Source organism: Hyphobacterium indicum (genome assembly GCF_003129605.1).
Taxonomy (GTDB): Bacteria; Pseudomonadota; Alphaproteobacteria; order Caulobacterales; family Maricaulaceae; genus Hyphobacterium; species Hyphobacterium indicum.
The window spans coordinates 246,852-263,004 of record NZ_QBDX01000004.1; the positions used below are offsets into that span (position 1 = coordinate 246,852).

General features: G+C 60.7%; 20 protein-coding genes. 14 read left to right on the forward strand and 6 right to left on the reverse strand.

The window, feature by feature from the left end; genetic code table 11:
* The first annotated feature begins 315 nt into the window (after nucleotides 1-315).
* The 6 genes from DBR16_RS09200 to DBR16_RS09225 all read left to right on the forward strand — a co-directional run bounded on the left by DBR16_RS09200 (nucleotide 316) and on the right by DBR16_RS09225 (nucleotide 4,905).
* Nucleotides 316-750: a MarR family winged helix-turn-helix transcriptional regulator gene (locus DBR16_RS09200; protein WP_109260967.1), complete on the forward strand. Its 435-nt coding sequence runs from the start codon at nucleotides 316-318 to the stop codon at nucleotides 748-750.
* Between the two features lie 72 nt (nucleotides 751-822).
* A complete protein-coding gene (locus DBR16_RS09205) occupies nucleotides 823-1,599 on the forward strand; it encodes an enoyl-CoA hydratase (RefSeq protein ID WP_109260968.1) in 777 nt (258 codons plus the stop codon).
* Nucleotides 1,599-2,507, forward strand: coding sequence for an aminotransferase class IV (locus DBR16_RS09210; RefSeq protein WP_109260969.1), 909 nt, complete (start codon nucleotides 1,599-1,601; stop codon nucleotides 2,505-2,507). Before DBR16_RS09205 ends, DBR16_RS09210 begins: the two co-directional genes overlap by 1 nt.
* Nucleotides 2,504-3,244: a sulfotransferase-like domain-containing protein gene (locus DBR16_RS09215; protein WP_109260970.1), complete on the forward strand. Its 741-nt coding sequence runs from the start codon at nucleotides 2,504-2,506 to the stop codon at nucleotides 3,242-3,244. Before DBR16_RS09210 ends, DBR16_RS09215 begins: the two co-directional genes overlap by 4 nt.
* Nucleotides 3,241-3,531, forward strand: a complete 291-nt coding sequence (locus DBR16_RS09220) for a GNAT family N-acetyltransferase (protein ID WP_109260971.1) — start codon at nucleotides 3,241-3,243, stop codon at nucleotides 3,529-3,531. The genes DBR16_RS09215 and DBR16_RS09220 overlap by 4 nt, the downstream gene beginning before the upstream one ends.
* A 33-nt stretch (nucleotides 3,532-3,564) precedes the next feature.
* Nucleotides 3,565-4,905, forward strand: a complete 1,341-nt coding sequence (locus DBR16_RS09225; RefSeq protein ID WP_109260972.1) for a serine hydrolase domain-containing protein — start codon at nucleotides 3,565-3,567, stop codon at nucleotides 4,903-4,905.
* Here the strand turns inward: DBR16_RS09225 and DBR16_RS09230 are convergent.
* Nucleotides 4,902-5,192 (reverse strand): hypothetical protein, encoded by a 291-nt coding sequence (locus tag DBR16_RS09230; protein WP_161539460.1) that lies wholly within the window; start codon nucleotides 5,190-5,192, stop codon nucleotides 4,902-4,904. The genes DBR16_RS09225 and DBR16_RS09230 overlap by 4 nt on opposite strands.
* A 110-nt stretch (nucleotides 5,193-5,302) precedes the next feature.
* On the opposite strand from DBR16_RS09230, the gene DBR16_RS09235 reads away from it, so the two are divergent.
* A complete protein-coding gene (locus DBR16_RS09235) occupies nucleotides 5,303-6,805 on the forward strand; it encodes a UbiD family decarboxylase (RefSeq protein ID WP_109260974.1) in 1,503 nt (500 codons plus the stop codon).
* Between the two features lie 23 nt (nucleotides 6,806-6,828).
* Here the strand turns inward: DBR16_RS09235 and DBR16_RS09240 are convergent, their stop codons facing one another.
* Both DBR16_RS09240 and DBR16_RS09245 read right to left on the reverse strand, forming a co-directional pair.
* Complete coding sequence (locus DBR16_RS09240) at nucleotides 6,829-7,500, reverse strand: DUF4386 domain-containing protein (RefSeq protein ID WP_109260975.1); 672 nt, start codon at nucleotides 7,498-7,500, stop codon at nucleotides 6,829-6,831.
* Between the two features lie 63 nt (nucleotides 7,501-7,563).
* A complete protein-coding gene (locus DBR16_RS09245; protein ID WP_109260976.1) occupies nucleotides 7,564-8,256 on the reverse strand; it encodes a hypothetical protein in 693 nt (230 codons plus the stop codon).
* Nucleotides 8,257-8,414: 158 nt separating this feature from the next.
* Here DBR16_RS09245 and DBR16_RS09250 point away from each other — a divergent pair, with 158 nt between their 5' ends.
* Nucleotides 8,415-9,602 (forward strand): helix-turn-helix domain-containing protein, encoded by a 1,188-nt coding sequence (locus DBR16_RS09250; protein ID WP_109260977.1) that lies wholly within the window; start codon nucleotides 8,415-8,417, stop codon nucleotides 9,600-9,602.
* A 111-nt stretch (nucleotides 9,603-9,713) separates the two neighbouring features.
* Nucleotides 9,714-10,151, forward strand: a complete 438-nt coding sequence (locus DBR16_RS09255) for an FKBP-type peptidyl-prolyl cis-trans isomerase (protein ID WP_109260978.1) — start codon at nucleotides 9,714-9,716, stop codon at nucleotides 10,149-10,151.
* Nucleotides 10,152-10,283: 132 nt separating this feature from the next.
* On the opposite strand, the gene DBR16_RS09260 is transcribed toward DBR16_RS09255, so the two are convergent.
* From DBR16_RS09260 to DBR16_RS09265, 3 genes are read right to left on the reverse strand one after another with little or no spacing between them, the layout of a single operon-like run.
* Nucleotides 10,284-11,033 (reverse strand): hypothetical protein, encoded by a 750-nt coding sequence (locus DBR16_RS09260; protein ID WP_161539461.1) that lies wholly within the window; start codon nucleotides 11,031-11,033, stop codon nucleotides 10,284-10,286.
* 2 nt (nucleotides 11,034-11,035) lie between these two features.
* Nucleotides 11,036-11,308, reverse strand: coding sequence for a hypothetical protein (locus DBR16_RS14000; protein ID WP_161539462.1), 273 nt, complete (start codon nucleotides 11,306-11,308; stop codon nucleotides 11,036-11,038).
* Nucleotides 11,301-12,401: a hypothetical protein gene (locus DBR16_RS09265; protein ID WP_109260980.1), complete on the reverse strand. Its 1,101-nt coding sequence runs from the start codon at nucleotides 12,399-12,401 to the stop codon at nucleotides 11,301-11,303. The genes DBR16_RS14000 and DBR16_RS09265 overlap by 8 nt, the downstream gene beginning before the upstream one ends.
* Nucleotides 12,402-12,654: 253 nt before the next feature.
* On the opposite strand from DBR16_RS09265, the gene DBR16_RS09270 reads away from it, so the two are divergent.
* The 5 genes from DBR16_RS09270 (at nucleotide 12,655) to DBR16_RS09290 (ending at nucleotide 16,115) form a co-directional block, all read left to right on the forward strand.
* Nucleotides 12,655-13,071, forward strand: coding sequence for a type II toxin-antitoxin system HicB family antitoxin (locus DBR16_RS09270; protein WP_161539463.1), 417 nt, complete (start codon nucleotides 12,655-12,657; stop codon nucleotides 13,069-13,071).
* Between the two features lie 320 nt (nucleotides 13,072-13,391).
* Nucleotides 13,392-14,723, forward strand: a complete 1,332-nt coding sequence (locus DBR16_RS09275) for a dicarboxylate/amino acid:cation symporter (RefSeq protein WP_109260982.1) — start codon at nucleotides 13,392-13,394, stop codon at nucleotides 14,721-14,723.
* A gap of 54 nt (nucleotides 14,724-14,777) precedes the next feature.
* The gene (locus DBR16_RS09280) at nucleotides 14,778-14,996 is read left to right on the forward strand and encodes a hypothetical protein (protein WP_109260983.1); all 219 of its coding nucleotides are present in this window, start codon (nucleotides 14,778-14,780) and stop codon (nucleotides 14,994-14,996) included.
* A 60-nt stretch (nucleotides 14,997-15,056) separates the two neighbouring features.
* Nucleotides 15,057-15,452 carry a hypothetical protein gene (locus tag DBR16_RS09285; RefSeq protein ID WP_109260984.1) on the forward strand — a complete coding sequence of 132 codons (396 nt, stop codon included), beginning with the start codon at nucleotides 15,057-15,059 and terminating at the stop codon, nucleotides 15,450-15,452.
* The gene (locus tag DBR16_RS09290) at nucleotides 15,453-16,115 is read left to right on the forward strand and encodes a DsbA family oxidoreductase (protein ID WP_109260985.1); all 663 of its coding nucleotides are present in this window, start codon (nucleotides 15,453-15,455) and stop codon (nucleotides 16,113-16,115) included.
* The last annotated feature ends 38 nt before the right edge of the window (nucleotides 16,116-16,153 follow it).

Here is a 16,153-nt window from a genome sequence, read left to right on the forward strand (position 1 = left end):
AAGCACACAGCCTGCCGCGGTTCCGTTTCGTATTGCCCGCGCCGGCCTTGACAGTTTGCTGTCACTAGCAAAACCAAAGTTAGCACTACAAACCTGATCACGGTGACATTCATCAGAACCCTCGCGAAGATGTGCTGTAAAACCGGTAGTTATGTTCGCAATCCCACCTTGGGCGTTATGACCGGAGTGCATCTCAAATTTCAGGCGTCGGGTCTTTCCAAGGCCCCTGTTTCAGGTTTGGAATTGCACACCCTTTAGGCAATTATTTCAACCCGGTTTCTTTCGGAAACGAACGAATCGGCCTTATCTTCCGGAATGGCCAGAATTCGTGCCGTTGACCGGCGATTATTCCTGTTGATCGAGATTGCCGCCCGCCGCCTGAACCGGGAGGCCGACAAGCGCCTGAAAGCCGAGGCCGGCGTCTCTGCGGCCCAGGCCGGCGTGCTTTTCCTTCTGCTCCGGCGCGGCCAGCGCCGCATGGGCAGCCTCAGCAAGACATTGTCCCTGAACCCGCCTGCCGTCACCGGCCTGGTGGACCGCATGGTCCGGGCGGGGCTGGTCACAAAGACCACCGATCAGACCGACGGGCGCGGGGCCATGGTCGCTCTCACCGCCGAGGGCAGCGAGGCGGCCGAGCGCGCCGATATCGTGCTGCGCGATTTGAATGCGGATCTGGAAGCGCGCCTCGGAGACGAGGTTTCCGACATCCTCCATGATGCCTTTACCCGGATTGTTATCGCGGAAAGTTGACGTCTGCGCGAACTGGATTTGGCCGCCGGAACTGCCTACACATGCCGCTGGCAACAGCAACGGAGTGTGCCCATGAGTGATCTCGTCTCGGTTGAAACGTCTGAAGGCGTCCGCACAATCCGCTGGAACCGGCCGGAAAAGAAAAACGCCCTGTTGCGCGAAATGTATGACACCGCCGCGGAAGCCTTTGAAACGGGTGAAACCGAAAAAGACGTGCGCGTGTTCATTCTGGGCGGTCAGCCCGGTCTCTTCACCGCCGGCAATGATCTCGTCGACTTCATGGAAGCCCCGCCCCATATCGGCGGCGCCGACACACCCCCGGTCGAACGCTTCATGCGCGCGCTGATGAATGCGGAGAAGCCCGTAATTGTCGAGGTCGACGGTCTTGCCATCGGCATCGGCACCACGCTTTTGATGCATTGCGATCTGTCCTATGCGTCCGAAAATGCAGCGTTCAAGACGCCATTCGTGGATCTGGCACTGGCCCCGGAATTTGCCTCCAGCCTGCTGTTTCCGACGCGGCTTGGCCGCGCCGCCGCTTCCGACCTGTTGATGCTGGGCAGTGTCTGGGATGCCACCCGGGCGAAAGAGGCCGGCCTCATCACGGATATCTTTCCGTCCGCCAGTCTTGCCGATGAGGTGCGCAAGAAGGCGCTGGCCCTCGCCGCCAAGTCGCCGGGCGCCGTGCGCAAGGCCAAGGCGCTGATGATGACCGCGGAAGAACCGGTTGAAGACCGCATGAAACGCGAAGGCGGCATTTTTGCCGAAATGCTGCAATCGCCCGAATTTGCCGAAGCCGTGGGCGCGTTCATGGAACGCCGGGCGCCCGATTTCTCGAAGTTCGGCTGATGGGCAAGGGCGCGCACTCCTATATCGACGATCCGCGCAATGCGGAGGTTCGGGTCTGGATCAATGGCGAGCTTTTCCCGCGCGCCGAAGCCAAGGTCTCGGTGCTCGATTCCGGCTTCGTGCTGGGCGATGGCGTCTGGGAAGGCTTGCGCGTCCACAAGGGCAAAATCGCTTTTCTGGACCGGCATCTCGACCGGCTGGAAGAAGGTGCCAAGGCGCTGGATTATGAGCTCGGCCTGACACGGGACGAGCTGACCCGGGCGCTTTATGACACGCTGAAGGCCAATGACATGCTGGACGGCGATGGCGTCCATATCCGGCTGATGACCACGCGCGGGCTGAAGGCCACCCCCTATCAGGATCCCCGCGTCACCATATCGCCCGCCACCATCGTCATCCTGCCGGAGTGGAAAACACCTGATCCGAAAGTCGCCGAAAAAGGCCTGCGCCTCTTCACCGTCCATGTCCGGCGCGGCTATCCCGATGTGCAGGACCAGAAGCTGAACTCGCACTCCAAGATCAACTGCATCACCGCCTGCATCCAGGCCACCAAGGCCGGGGCGGACGAAGCCCTGATGCTGGACCCGCACGGCTTTGTTGCCACCTGCAACTCGACCCACTTCTTCATCGTCCGCAAGGGCGAGGTCTGGACCTCGACCGGTGATTATTGCTTGGGCGGTGTGACGCGCGGCGTGATCATCGATATCTGCCGCCAGGCCGGCATTCCGGTGTTTGAAAAGAATTTCACCCTCACACAGGTCTATTCTGCCGACGAGGCCTTCACCACCGGCACCTTTGCCGGCCTCGTCCCGGTCACCGAGGTTGATGGCCGCACGATTTCCGGGGGCCGCGGCCCGATGGTGGAACGCCTGCAGGCGCTCTACCGGGAGACAATCGCGGCGCAATGAGGGAAACCATCCGCATCTGCCTGTGGTCCGGCCCGCGCAACATCTCGACGGCCACCATGCGGTCGTTTGAAAACCGCCCCGACTGCGCGGTCTGGGACGAACCCTTCTACGGGCCTTACCTGGTCCGGACCGGGCTCGATCATCCCGGCCGCGACACCATCCTCGCCGCCGTGCCTCTGGATGAAGACGATATTGCTGCCCGCTGTGCCGGTGAGGCCCCCGAAAGCGCGCCGCTCTTCTTCCAGAAACATATGTGCCAGCACATGCTGGATGATATCCCGCGCGACTGGATGGCCGCCTGCCGTCACATCTTCCTGATCCGCGATCCGGCCGAAGTCGCCGCCAGCTTCGCGGCAACAACCGGTGGTGCGACCGCAGACGATCTGGGAGCGATCCGCCAGGCCGAACTGTTCGAATATGCCTGCCAGCTGACCGGCCAGGCCTGGCCGGTGATCGAGGGGGCGGATGTGCTCTCCGATCCCGAGGGCATGCTACGCGCGCTTTGCGCCGCCATCGACATTCCCTTTGATGCCGCCATGTTGTCCTGGCCGGCGGGCAGGCGGGAGAGTGACGGCGTCTGGGCACCCTGGTGGTATGATCGTGTGGAGGCCTCCACCGGTTTCGAGCCGCCACAGCCGAGCCCGCACGATCTGCCGGACATGCTGCGCCCTGCCGTCGAGGCCAGCCGCCCGCATTACGAGACGCTGAAAGCCCGCAAGCTGGAGAACCGCCCATGACCGACACACCTGTGAAACACGAAGTCGGCGAGACCAAAGGCCGCTTCGTCATCGATCTCGGCGGAGGTGCGGAAGCCGAGCTGACCTATTCGATTGCCGGAAAAACCCGCTGGATCGCGGACCATACCGGCGTACCGGACGAACATGGCGGCAAGGGCATTGCCGGCCAGCTCGTGCGCGCGCTGGTCGCCGCCGCCAGGGAAGCGGATGTGAAAATCATCCCGCTCTGTCCCTATGTGAAATCCTGGGCGCAAAAACATCCTGAAGACGCCGGTATTTTCGACTAGGCTGCGGCCAACACGTTTCGGGGGGAGAACCACATGAAAATCCTGCGCTGGACCGGTGGCATCATCGTCATCGCCATCATCGCCGGCCTTGTCTGGCTGAACACGTCGGCTATTGGCCGCATCTATATTCCGACCGCCACCGGTATTACCGCCAAGCAGGTCTGCTCGATGACATTCGTCTCGGATATCGAGCCACAGCTGGCGCGATCGCTTTATGTCGATCCCTTGCTCGGCGATCCCGCGTCCCTGATCAGCGCCAATGTCGATCGTGAGGACAGATCCGTTCACTCGCGCCTTCTGGGCCTCTGGCATGCCGAAGCAGTCTATCGCGAAGGCCTGGGCTGCACGCTGGTGCATGGCGCGCAGGAGTTCGACCGCGATCTGACCGTGCCATGGGATGACGAGCCGCGTTATTATGATCTGGATACGCTCCATCGCGACGCGAATTTTGACACGGACGCCCTGCAAACCGCCATTGATGGGGCGTTCGATGATGGCTTCGGTGCGCGCAACACGCTGGCCGTGGTCGTGCTGCATGAGGGCCGTCTCGTCGCCGAGCAGTACGCGCCGGGCTTTTCGCGCGAAAACCGCCTGCATTCCTGGTCCATGGCGAAATCCGTGGCCGCCACCCTGGCCGGCGCGATGACGCTCAGTGGCGATCTCGACATATATGAGGAAGGCACGATCGAGCTGCTCGGCGGTCTGGGCGCCGAGGCAGAAGCCACGACGATCGACGATCTATTGCGCATGACAGGCGGACGCGCCGTGCATGAAATCAATGACGGCACGGACCCCAATTCCGACATGCTGTTCACCGAGCGCGACATGGCCCGCTTTTCCGCCACGCGCGATCGCCTCCATCCGCCGGGCGAGCATTGGGAATACCAGTCCGGCGATACCGTGCTGGCGACCTGGGAGATGCAGTCGCGCCTCGGCGGCACGCTGGACGAGCAGGTCCGCGCCCTGCGCGCCCTCATCTTCGAACCGGCGGGCATCCATTCGCCGATCTTTGAAGCCGATGCTACCGGCACGCTGCAGGGCTCGTCCTACATCTATGCCACCCCGCACGACTGGGCACGCCTGATGCAGGTCTATCTCGATGACGGCATGGCCAATGGCACGCGGATCCTGCCGGAAAACTGGCGGGACTATGTCACCACGGAAACACCGGGGTCGGACGGAATTTACGGGTCGGGCTTCTGGCTCGCACCGGAGCTGACGCCGCAAGCCTTCTACATGTCCGGCTTCCAGGGCCAGTCAACGCTCGCCATTCCGGACCATGACCTGGTGATCGTGCGCATGGGTGCCACCAATTATACCCGCACCGGCACGTGGGACATGGTGCGGGACATCATCGCGGCGCTGGAGGACTAGTCGCGCAGCCTCTCCCAACCGTCCGTATCCGTCTCCGTGCGTTGCAGAATCCGGTCGAACGGATGCGGCACAATGCGCTCCGCCTTGCACAGCCATTTATCCAGCCGGTCATGTTTGCGGCGCAGGGCGCGCACGCCGTCCCGTGCCCGGTTGGAATTGGAGACGATCAGCGCCAGCCCGGCGGCGATGAGGACCAGCCCGACCGGAATCGGCGTCCAGAACAGCGGCAGGCCCAGCAGGATGAGCACGACACCAAGGATCTGATAGAGGATGGACATGAGGCTCACGGTAAGCCGCTCAACCGCATATTCAACCTCTGAACCATTCGCCGCAGGCGAAAGACTGGACATCGCGGCGGCAAACCGCAGATTGGCACGCAGGACAAGAGGCAAAAGCCATGGCGTACAAATCCCTGCGTGATTTTCTGGCGATGCTGGAGGCAAATGGCGACCTGAAGCGCATCACCGCGCCGGTCTCGACCCATCTGGAAATGACCGAGATTCACCGCCGCGTGCTCGCCGCCGGCGGCCCGGCCCTGCTGTTCGAGCATGTCATCTATGAAAAGGGCGAGCGCTCGGACATGCCGGTGCTGGCCAATCTCTTCGGCACCGTGCAGCGCGTCGCCAATGCCGTCACCCTGGGCGGTACGCCGCGTTCCACCGCCGCCGAATTGCGCGAGGTCGGCGAGCTCCTCGCCTTCCTGCGCCAGCCCGAACCGCCGCGCGGCCTCAAGGATGCGCTCTCCATGCTGCCGCTGGCGAAAACGGTGATGAGCATGCGGCCCAAAACCGTGCGCAACGCCCCCTGCCAGGAAGTGGTGCTGACCGGCGATGAGATCGATCTGGACAAGTTGCCGATCCAGACCTGCTGGCCCGGCGAACCCGCCCCGCTCATCACCTGGCCGCTGGTTGTCACCAGGGGCCCGTCGGACGCGAAGGAAGATGATTTCAATCTCGGCATTTACCGCATGCAGAAGCTGGGCAAGGACCGCACCTTGATGCGCTGGCTGAAGCATCGTGGCGGGGCGCAGCATTATCAGCGCTGGAAAGACAAAAAGCCCGACCCCCTGCCCGCCGCCGTCGTGCTCGGCGCCGATCCCGGCACCATCCTCGCCGCCGTCACGCCGGTGCCGGACACGCTCTCGGAATACCAGTTCGCCGGGCTCTTGAGGGGTGCCAAGGCGGAGCTCGTCGACTGCAAGACCGTGCCCTTAAAAGTGCCCGCCGAGGCCGAGATCATCCTCGAAGGCCATGTCCTGCTGGACGAGTACGGCGAGGAAGGCCCCTATGGCGACCACACCGGCTATTATAATTCCGTCGAACCCTTCCCGGTGTTCCAGATCAGCGCCATCACCATGCGCAAGGACCCGATTTACCTCTCCACCTTCACCGGCCGCCCGCCGGACGAGCCCAGCGTTCTGGGCGAGGCGCTGAACGAGGTCTTCATCCCGCTTTTCCAGCAGCAATTTCCGGAAATCACCGATTTCTGGCTGCCGCCGGAGGGCTGTTCCTACCGCATCGCCGTGGTCTCGATGAAGAAGGCCTATGCCGGCCATGCCAAGCGGGTCATGCTCGGCGTCTGGTCTTACTTGCGCCAGTTCATGTACACGAAATGGGTGATCGTCGTGGATGACGACATCAATGCGCGCGACTGGAAGGATGTGATGTGGGCGATCTCCACCCGCATGGACCCGGCGCGCGACATCACCCTGATCGAGAACACGCCGATCGACTATCTCGACTTTGCCTCACCCGTCTCCGGTCTCGGCTCCAAGATCGGCCTCGACGCCACCAACAAGATGGACGGCGAAACGACGCGGGAATGGGGCGACAAGCTGGACATGGACGAAGCCACGAAGCGCCGCGTGGACGAGATGTGGGCCGAGTTGGGGCTGGGTTGATCCCCAGCCCTCATATTTGACGGCTAGGCCGACTCGGCCGGTTTGGGCGCTTTGAGCACGATCAAGGCAATGCCCGCCACGATAAACCAGACAATGAAACCGAGGCCGAACACCATTGTTGCGGCTGAGAGTGCCGGGATCGTCGAGATTATCCCGGCGCCACCCACCACAAAGCCCAGCCCGTTCACGGCCAGCGGCAGAGTCTTGGTCTGGAATCCGGCCAGGCTCAGCACGAAAATCCACATGCCGCCGGTGATTTCATTGCCGCCGCCCAGTCCGGCGCTGACGACCGTCGTCGACCGCCAGAGCGCGACCGCCGAATCCATATCCACCTCTGCCAGCCGGACGATCTGGCCGATGGCGATGTTTTCCAGCATGCCGGTGGCGAGGATCAGGCCGGCCCAGATCAAGCCGAACGCCGAAGCGGTCTGTGCGATGGCACCGCTGGCCGTCAGACGCCGGTGCAGGCCAATGACGATGAACACCATCAGCACCGCATTGAGCACATAGATAACCTGGTTCCAGAGCGTCATCAGCGCCTGGTTGTCCACGAGAAAGCTGACATGGTTGGCGGCGGGCACGGCCAGGCTGCCGTATTGCGCGGGCCCGAGCACTGAAAAGTAGACCCAGAACCCGATGATATAGGTTGCGCCGGCGGCTATGGCCGCAAGGCCGCTTATCTTCTGGAAATTCATCTGGTTTTGCCTTTCTTGTTTTATGGGCTGAGCGAGTCTGACCGGCTCGCGGCCGCTGCTCTTTCATAGCGTTGGAATGGAAGGGGCTCGGTCCGCGAATTTCTGGCCGAATCTTGTGCGAACAGCATGGACAGCGGTCCAGACAACAACGGCGAGAACGGGAAGGGCCAGAAACCACGGTGTTCTCAGGACTTCCGGCAGCACGTGGTTGTTGCCGAAAAAGAAGATGCCGGTCGCCAGGAAGAAGGAAAAACCCATCCGCCATAAATGCCGCGTCAGCCGCATCCGGAGCGCAGGCGCAGACATAAGGGCGTAGAAGATATCCAGCCCGCAGAGGACAGCGCTGACGAGCGCCAGCCCGTAGAAGGCGTCCGGGGGCAGACCGTCGAGAGCGCCATCCGGGCTTGCGCCAGCGATCATGCCGCCCGCCGCTGCCCCCAGCACAATAAGGCCGGACACGATCGGTGCCAGACGGCTGATCCAGCGGCACAGAACGGAACGATTCCTGGCCGCCGCCCATCCGGTGATCAGCGCGTGAAAGCTGATCGCGGACAGAAAGACCGTGAACAGAATGTCGCGCGCCAGGCTGAGCCAGAGACCGCTGATCGCCAGCAATCCCATTGAGACCACAAACAGCGTGCCCGCTTTCCGGTGCACACCTTCGCCCTTGCGCGAGGCAAACGCCGCAAAGCCCGCAATAATCGCGCCGCACCCGATCCAGAAGTGAAGATCGCCGAGGAGTTCCGGTTCAGTCATGTTTCGTCCGTTGTGAATGCCGGTAAACGGGCCGGCGATGTGTCGTCTGGAACCCTCTATTCCGCATCCCGCAACTGTCTGTCGTCCGTGCGGGACGGCGCGGACAAATTGCCTGCACAAAGATTGATCGGTGGGCCGCTCTCCCCTAGACCACGCCAATGCAGACAGATGGCGTTCTTTTGCTTTCGGCACTGGTGACCGGAATTGCGCTGGCCGGTGCATTGGCGGTGGCCGTGACCGGCGCACGCCAGAATTCCGCCAGGTCGAGCCGGATTTATCTGCTCTCGGTTTTCGTGACGATGGCCGGACTATGCGCTCTGCCGCTGGCAACGGCCGTGCAGCCAGCCCTCTTCACCTTCTACATGCCCGCGCTTTTGCCGCTGATGTTCGCCTTGCCCGTCGCCGTCTATCGCTATGCGAACAGCCGCCTGACCGGCACGGCCGAACGGCGAAACTGGCGGCGGGATGCCATACTGCCCCTGGCCGGTCTGGGCGTCATGCTGGGTTATTGGATGCTTCCTGCGCCGGCCCGGCGCGACTTGTTCATCAACGGCGACCTTCCCGGCGGCATCGCACCGGCGGCTTTGACCCTTTTGACCTTCGCACTGATCTTCGTGTGGGTGGCCGCGTCTATCCTCTATCTGATCGCCACCTTGCGGACGCTGGCCCGCTACCGGGCGACTCTCAAATCCCTGTATTCGAACACTGAAGCCTTTGAACTGCGCTGGATCGATGGATTTCTGATCCTTCTGGTCGGCGTGTGGGCCGCCGCCGCCATCTCCCTGTTGAGCGACAATCTGGGCATCGGCTTTCTGACGCCGGACACGCTCGTATTTGCCCTCGCAGGCGGCGTCCTGTTGACGCTCACTGCTTTTGCCAACGCCCCTGTTCCACCTGATGCGCTGGATCTGCCGACTTCGCCGTCCGGCGACCCGGCCACGGAAAAATATGCGCGATCCGCCCTCTCCACCGAGCGCGCGGAAAAGATCGCCGAACGCATTCTCAAGGCCATGGAAACCGAAAAACTCTACCTCGATCCCGGCCTCTCCCTGCAGAAACTGGCCCGGCATGTCACCACGCCGCCGAACCTGGTGTCGCAAACCCTGAATGAACAGCTGGGCATGACGTTTTTCGACTTCGTCGCTCAATGGCGAATTGAAGACGCAAAATCACGAATCCTCGCAGGCGATGATTCTGTTTTGAACATCGCGCTGGATGTCGGCTTCAACTCCCGCTCGACCTTCTATAAAGCCTTCAAGCGCGAGACCGGGCAAACACCGAAGGAATTTCGCCGCATGCCGGGGGCATCCACGTCGATGGCGTCAACAGAACATGCCGGGCAGTGACGGATGCAACTCCCCCGAATTTGACACCCGCCGCTCATCTTGCGACCTTTAGGGACCGCAGCGCGTCACTGGAACGCGCGACACCTTTTCACCCTCCACCAGGAAGAATTCATGCCAACAGCAAAAAAGGGCGACACCGTCCTGCTCACCTACATTGTAAAAACCGCCGACGGCACCGTCGTCGGCAAGACGGAAGACGATACGCCCGTGCCGGTGACCATCGGCAATGCCGAGATTTTCCCCGAAGTCGAAGCCGCGCTGGACGGCCTGGAAGTCGGCAAGGAAAGCGCCGCCGTGGTCAGTTCCGGCAATGCCTTTGGCCCGCGCCGCGAGGAAATGGTCATCGACATTCCGCGTGCCCAGCTGCCGGGCGATCTGACGCCGCAACCGGGTATGACGCTCGGTGCACAGCAGCCGGATGGCTCGACCCAGCAGCTCACCATCACAAAGGTCGGCGAGGAAAGCGTCACCGTCGACGGCAACCACCCGCTGGCGGGCGAGGATCTGCATTTCGGCCTGACACTGGTCGACATCCAGACCGCCGCCTGAGGCGGCAATTTCCAACCGGTCCGGCGTTCCGCTTTGCGGGCGCCGCACCGGGACGAGGCTGCAGGCGGGAACACAGCGACGAGATGTGGGAGGCGTTGAGGGTTTACGCCGAACCTCACTGAGCCAATAAACTCAAATCAAAGCGACCTTATCGAGAAGCGATTGTCGCGCAAAGTCGATCTTGTCTGGGTTCGTCTTCGGCGAGAGCATATTTCGCGGCTTTTTGCCTAGAAAATATGCGATTCGTTCCATGTTTGCGCCGCTGGGATGAGGCAAGCCCGAAAAAACAACTTTCGAAGATAGCGACCCGCAATCAACGAAGTGTTGAAGTACCGATTCTGCGTGATGTCCCAGAGGAACCCAGACTGCACCTGGTATCGCAAGCACCTCCTCCCCGAGTTTGGTTTCAATCAGGCTTCGCAACATGCTATTACCCAATGGGCGAGGAGACCCAGAGTAGTTTAGTCCTGACTTGAAAACCGGATATCGCACTGCAGATGTAAAATGTACGCTTGAGGATTTATCCTTGAAAAAGTCGGCACACGTTTCAACGCCGAATGGGTTGGAAAGGCCAATCTTGTCGAGCATTGCGATTAGATTGGTCCGCATGGGCCCGCTAAAACTAGCAAACTTCTTAGCCGCCTTAAGACTAGTACTGATAGAGGCTCCAAGCTGTAAATGTTCAAAGCACGACTTGAGCGCATTATCTGCCTGTTGCCGCCCCGGCGTCAGGCCAACAATCACAAGCTTGGCCTCCTTTTCGATATGGTCGAAAGGTGCCCATTCTACTGTCAATGACCCGTCTTCGCTCATTAAAAGACTTGGATCACCGCAACGACACGCTTGATTCGCAGACGCTAAATGCTGGATGAATTTATCCATGTCTATTTCCTGTAACTTACGGTGATCACGCGGTCTTCCGACGTGACAATCAAATATGCGCGACGAAATTTTTCCATCTCCTTCAAGCGCCATTTTCCGAATAGTCGCTCGATTTCTTTCCAAGATCGGTTGTCGAAGTCATAGCGCATTGCACCGCCACCTGCTGGCTTCTCTGTGCCGTAGTCTCGCAGCAATTGAATAGCAAGTTCAGGGATGCCGCGTTCGGTGACACGACTGTGGCCATGCGCTGTTCTTTCAAGATGTCGATTAGTCATCAGACAAGGCCTCCAGCTCTGAACGCCTTATGCGTTTCCAAGACTGACCGCTCACAATGCCCCAATTGCCGCTATCCTTATTCGGGCGTCGCCAGCGTGGCGTTTGCATACGGGAAAGCCTGCTCAAAGCCTCGTCAAAGTTAGCAACGACATCTTCCCCACCCTTCGGGCCTATTCGGAATACAGATTCACCACCCAGACCTCTCTTCAATCCAGGATGAAAAATCGAACCATCCTTGTCGACGGGCACAAACAAATAGTCATCATGCTCCAGCAATTCTTGATCAGGTTGATACTCGGTGTTCCGCCCCCAATTCGGATGCAATGGGTAAAGCGCGATCACATCTTTCCAGATAGATGCCTTGTAGTCGCGATCTTCCAGCCACCTTTTACAGGCATCTGTGGATATCAAGCCGCTCTTCGATACTGTGGGAGCGCCTTCAGAGCGTGCATATATCGCATTTTGAAGCCGTTTCGTGCTAACGCCAGAGAGGATTGCCAGCTCACCGACAGTCAGAGTTTCGCCAGCATCATACTTAATACGAGCGCGAGCATGATCGCGAACATGGGTAAGATGAAACAACTCGGTTTTGCCACCTTCATTACGCAAGGCCAGCCTTTCGAATTGATCAATTTTTGCACAGACGCCTTGCACCCACTTCGGTAGATTTTTTACCTGATCGATACGATGGCGAATATGGTTTTCAGTTGACGCCATATCGACAGCGCCCGGCTCGATATCCCAAAGAGTTACGATACCATATTTTGCAAAAGCGCTAAGGTCATGAAGTTCATCAAGAAATGGCGGAGTCGAACTTGCATCCCAGCCATCGATCTTCGACCAAGTTTCACGCCAATTCTCATCTGGCTGAACTGAGGCGAGCTCGGCCCAGTCCCATCCTTCACGTCGGCCCTTTGCAATGACCTTCTCAAGAACGGCCATTGTCATGCCAGCCTCATCGCCGATGAATACTAAATCAAGCATTTCACCAATGACCGACAGGGACCGGATGACCTCGTCTTGAGGGTTAAACTCATACTCGGCCCGAAATTCTTCCAGCCGTTCATCGAATGTGTCTCTTATCGAAACCATGGCTATTTCCTCTTTTCAAAATCACGTCGCACACCATGCATGGGTGTTTCATTTATCTGATATGCCCATAAATCATATTTCATACGTAGTGTAAATAATGGGTATATACGTTTTCCTATTTACCCGAGTATTATCTACTGACCAAAACCCACGCCTCCAGATTTCTTTCCTGATATATCGTGTGTATATGTTGCGTATCGAACCAATCATGCCGGGTTTGCGAACCGGCCGGGTCGATACAGGGAGAGATCACATGAGCGGATTATTTGTTGCGCTCGTTCATACGGACGGGGCCGGAAGCTATGGCGTGTCATTTCCTGACGCGCCGGGCGTGGTGGCGGTCGGCAGGAGCATTGAAGAGGCCCTTGAATCCGGCCGCAAGGGCCTGCGGTCGCATTTCAACGCCTTGCAGGATGAGGGCTTCGACGTGCCGGAGGCCCGGCCGCTGGAAGACGTGATCAATGATCCGGCATTTGCTCACGACCGGGCGGAGGCCATTCTGGTTTCCACCATCGCGCCCGCGCCGAAAACCGGCAAAAGCCTGAGGATCAATATCAGCATTGACGAGTTTCAATTGGAGCGCATCGACAGCGCCGCCCGCAAATCCGGCCTGACCCGCTCGAAATTCCTGGTCGAAGGCGCACTCAGGAGTGCGGACATCGAGGCCTAAGGCCGCGCCCACCTGCCGGCAGAACAACGCCCTTCCTATCCCCGCCGCCCTCTGCGGCATTAAACTGCCCGGTGGAGCTGACCGTAACCGGTGCAGACCGGCATATAGGGCCGGGGGCCGCAAATGCCGGAGAATCCGGAGTCATTGGAGGATAAAACCGGAGTCACTGGAGGAAAAACCGGAGTCATGTCGGGAAGCCGCCAGAACCGGGATCATGAAGTCAGGACAGGAGATCCCGGTGTCCGGGCTGCACCCATCGCCGGAAATTATAGTAGTCGTAGTAGGAGACTCTTTTCTTGCAGAATTATGAGACATTTTGAATGACCGAGCCCAAACGCATCCGCACAAGAGACCTCCGCAAGAAGCTGGAAAGCTGGATTCGCGGCCGGCTGTGGGCGCAGGTCATCACCGCGCTTGTCCTCGGTGCCGGCCTCGGCTTTCTGATCGGTCCGGATACCGGCCTCGTCAGCGCCGAAGCGGCGGATCTGGCCGGGCGCTGGCTGGCCCTGCCCGGCGGCCTTTTTCTCAACCTCATCCAGATGGTGCTGATGCCGCTGGTCGCCGCCTCCATCGTGCTCGGCCTCGCCGCCGGGGCCTCCGACCCGGAAAAGCTGCGCCGCCTCGGCGGACGACTCGCCCTCTATATCACCGGCACCACCCTGTTTGCCGCCGCCCTGGGCGCAACACTGGCGCTCTGGTTCCGGCCGGGGCTTTCGGTCGTGACCAACCCCATGCCACTGCCGCGCCTGCGCCCGGACCCGGAGACGCTGACCGACCCTCTGACCGAAGCCGCTACGCGCGCGCCCGACCTCATCGCCCGCATCGTGCCGTCCAACCCGCTCGACGCCGCGGCCAACAGCGAGATGCTCGCCATTGTCGTGTTCTCGATCTTTGTCGGCCTCGCCTTCGTCGCCTCCAGCAATCAGGCACGCCTCGCGCCGCTGAAGCAATTGTTCGAGGCCATGCTGGAAGTCTCGATGACCGTGGTGAAATGGGCCATGCACATCACCCCGCTGGCCGTGTTCGGCCTCACCGCCCAGCTCGTCGCGCGCATGGGCGTTTCGGCGATGACCACGCTGGCTGCATATGTCGGCCTCGTCCTCGGCGGGCTGGCGCTGTTGCTCATGCTCTATGTCGGGCTGGTCATGGTGCTGGGGCGGATGGGCCCCGTCACTTTTCTGAAAGCCATCTTCCCGGTGCAGCTTCTGGCGTTTTCAACCTCCTCGTCGGCCGCCGTCATGCCGCTGTCGATGGAAACCGCCCGCAACCGGCTGGGCACGCCGGGCGACACCGCCAGTTTCATCATTCCGCTCGCCGCCACCATGAACATGGCCGGCACCGCGCTCTACCAGGCCATCGCCGTGATTTTCGTGGCGCAGGTCGCCGGGGTCCAGCTTTCCCTGCCGGAAGTCTCGCTGATCGTGCTCAGCCTTGTCGCCGCCTCCATCGGCGCGCCGGGCGCGCCGGGCGTCTCCATCGCCATCCTGTCGGGCATGCTGGCCAGCTTCGGCATCCCGGCCGCCGGGCTGGTCTTTGTCATCGGCGTCGACCGGCTGCTGGACATGTCGCGCACCGTCGTCAATGTCACCGGCGACCTCGCCGCCTGCCGGATCCTGTCGCGAAATCAGGGAGAAACGGAAACCGGACATTAAGCCTGCCGCCAGCTTTCACTCGCTTGCCACATCAGGGCGGCGCAATCTGGCGGAATGAATACGGCCTATAACATCTCGCTGAACGCCATGACCGCCGCGCAGGCGCAAGTCGCGCAATCGGCCCGGCAGATCGCCAATCCCCGCGCCGATGAAAGCGGTGTCATCGAGGCCCTGATCGCCGTCAGGGAAGCCGAAACGCTCCATGCCGCTGCCGCCAGCGCCGCCCGCACCGCCGCTGATATGGACCGGCATCTGATCGACATCATGGCTTGAGGCCCGCGTCACAACACGTCATCCTGTCGCCTGACCGATTTCAACCGACAGGATGTATCCATGCTGACCTTGCTTGCCGCCGCCTTGAGCCTGACCGTCCAGACCAGTGAATTCACCCGCGACCGGGAGGTTTTAAGCGGCTACATGGTTCAGGCCTGCCTGGTGCAACAGCAAGGCCGCAATGGCGCAACGGCAGAGGAAAACCTGCCCTTCTGTACCTGCCTGGACGCAGAACTCGCCGCAACCGCCACTGACGAACTCTATCGCATTTTCGCGCTCGGCAGCCAGGGCGCCATCGGTGAAAATGCGCAGATCGACGCCGCCGCTGCGCAGGCAGAGAGCCAGCAGATTTTCCTTGAAATGACACCGGAAGACCAGGCCGGCGTTCAACCCATCCTGCAATCCGCCGTCGGCACCTGCTTCGCGGAAGCACCGGTGACGGAAAGCGCGCAATAAATGCCCGCCCCCGTCCGGATTGATCTGGTCGCCGATTTCGTCTGCCCCTGGTGCTGGCTGGGGTGGCGCAACTGGCTCGCCGCGAAGAAGCTCGCACCTGACATCCGGACGGAGGTGACTTGGCGGCCCTATGAGCTGGACCCCGCAATCCCTGAAGAGGGCGCACCCTATCGCGACTACATGAAAGCCAAATTCTCCGGCGAAAATGCCGACCGCTGGAAAGCCATGCGCACCCATCTGGAAGCCGCCGGCCCCGGCGCGGGCATCGATTTCCGTTTCGATTCCATCACCCGCCGGCCGAACACGGTCAACGCGCATCGCCTGATCCGCTGGGCGCGTGGCCAGAGCGCAAAAAAGGCCGATGCCGTCGCCGAAGGCCTGTTTGCGTCCTTCTTCCGCGATGGCAAGGATGTCGGTGACAAGGACGTTCTGACCAGTATCGCCGTGGATGCAGGTCTGGACGGGGCCATAGTCGCCGACCTGCTTTCTACCGATCGCGACAAGGATGATGTGCGGCAGGAAGCCGGCTTCTTCCGCCAACTGGGCGTTACCGGCGTTCCCAGTTTTATCTTCGAAGGCCAGTTTGCGGTGCCGGGCGCAGCCGAGCCTGCCATTCTGGCCGACGCCTTGCGGCAAGCTGCAAACCTGCCGGAACGTGATTAGGCTTTACCGGCCACGGCTCTCCGGGTCATACTGCCATC

Coding starts and splice junctions, on each gene's coding strand:
- DBR16_RS14000 (WP_161539462.1), bottom strand. CDS start 11,308: ATGACTAATCGACATCTTGAAAGAACAGCGCATGGCCACAGTCGTGTC.
- DBR16_RS09235 (WP_109260974.1), top strand. CDS start 5,303: ATGGCGTACAAATCCCTGCGTGATTTTCTGGCGATGCTGGAGGCAAAT.
- DBR16_RS09220 (WP_109260971.1), top strand. CDS start 3,241: ATGACCGACACACCTGTGAAACACGAAGTCGGCGAGACCAAAGGCCGC.
- DBR16_RS09250 (WP_109260977.1), top strand. CDS start 8,415: ATGCAGACAGATGGCGTTCTTTTGCTTTCGGCACTGGTGACCGGAATT.
- DBR16_RS09275 (WP_109260982.1), top strand. CDS start 13,392: ATGACCGAGCCCAAACGCATCCGCACAAGAGACCTCCGCAAGAAGCTG.
- DBR16_RS09210 (WP_109260969.1), top strand. CDS start 1,599: ATGGGCAAGGGCGCGCACTCCTATATCGACGATCCGCGCAATGCGGAG.
- DBR16_RS09265 (WP_109260980.1), bottom strand. CDS start 12,401: ATGGTTTCGATAAGAGACACATTCGATGAACGGCTGGAAGAATTTCGG.
- DBR16_RS09245 (WP_109260976.1), bottom strand. CDS start 8,256: ATGACTGAACCGGAACTCCTCGGCGATCTTCACTTCTGGATCGGGTGC.
- DBR16_RS09290 (WP_109260985.1), top strand. CDS start 15,453: ATGCCCGCCCCCGTCCGGATTGATCTGGTCGCCGATTTCGTCTGCCCC.
- DBR16_RS09255 (WP_109260978.1), top strand. CDS start 9,714: ATGCCAACAGCAAAAAAGGGCGACACCGTCCTGCTCACCTACATTGTA.
- DBR16_RS09215 (WP_109260970.1), top strand. CDS start 2,504: ATGAGGGAAACCATCCGCATCTGCCTGTGGTCCGGCCCGCGCAACATC.
- DBR16_RS09260 (WP_161539461.1), bottom strand. CDS start 11,033: ATGGATAAATTCATCCAGCATTTAGCGTCTGCGAATCAAGCGTGTCGT.
- DBR16_RS09240 (WP_109260975.1), bottom strand. CDS start 7,500: ATGAATTTCCAGAAGATAAGCGGCCTTGCGGCCATAGCCGCCGGCGCA.
- DBR16_RS09285 (WP_109260984.1), top strand. CDS start 15,057: ATGCTGACCTTGCTTGCCGCCGCCTTGAGCCTGACCGTCCAGACCAGT.
- DBR16_RS09205 (WP_109260968.1), top strand. CDS start 823: ATGAGTGATCTCGTCTCGGTTGAAACGTCTGAAGGCGTCCGCACAATC.
- DBR16_RS09225 (WP_109260972.1), top strand. CDS start 3,565: ATGAAAATCCTGCGCTGGACCGGTGGCATCATCGTCATCGCCATCATC.
- DBR16_RS09270 (WP_161539463.1), top strand. CDS start 12,655: ATGAGCGGATTATTTGTTGCGCTCGTTCATACGGACGGGGCCGGAAGC.
- DBR16_RS09280 (WP_109260983.1), top strand. CDS start 14,778: ATGAATACGGCCTATAACATCTCGCTGAACGCCATGACCGCCGCGCAG.
- DBR16_RS09200 (WP_109260967.1), top strand. CDS start 316: ATGGCCAGAATTCGTGCCGTTGACCGGCGATTATTCCTGTTGATCGAG.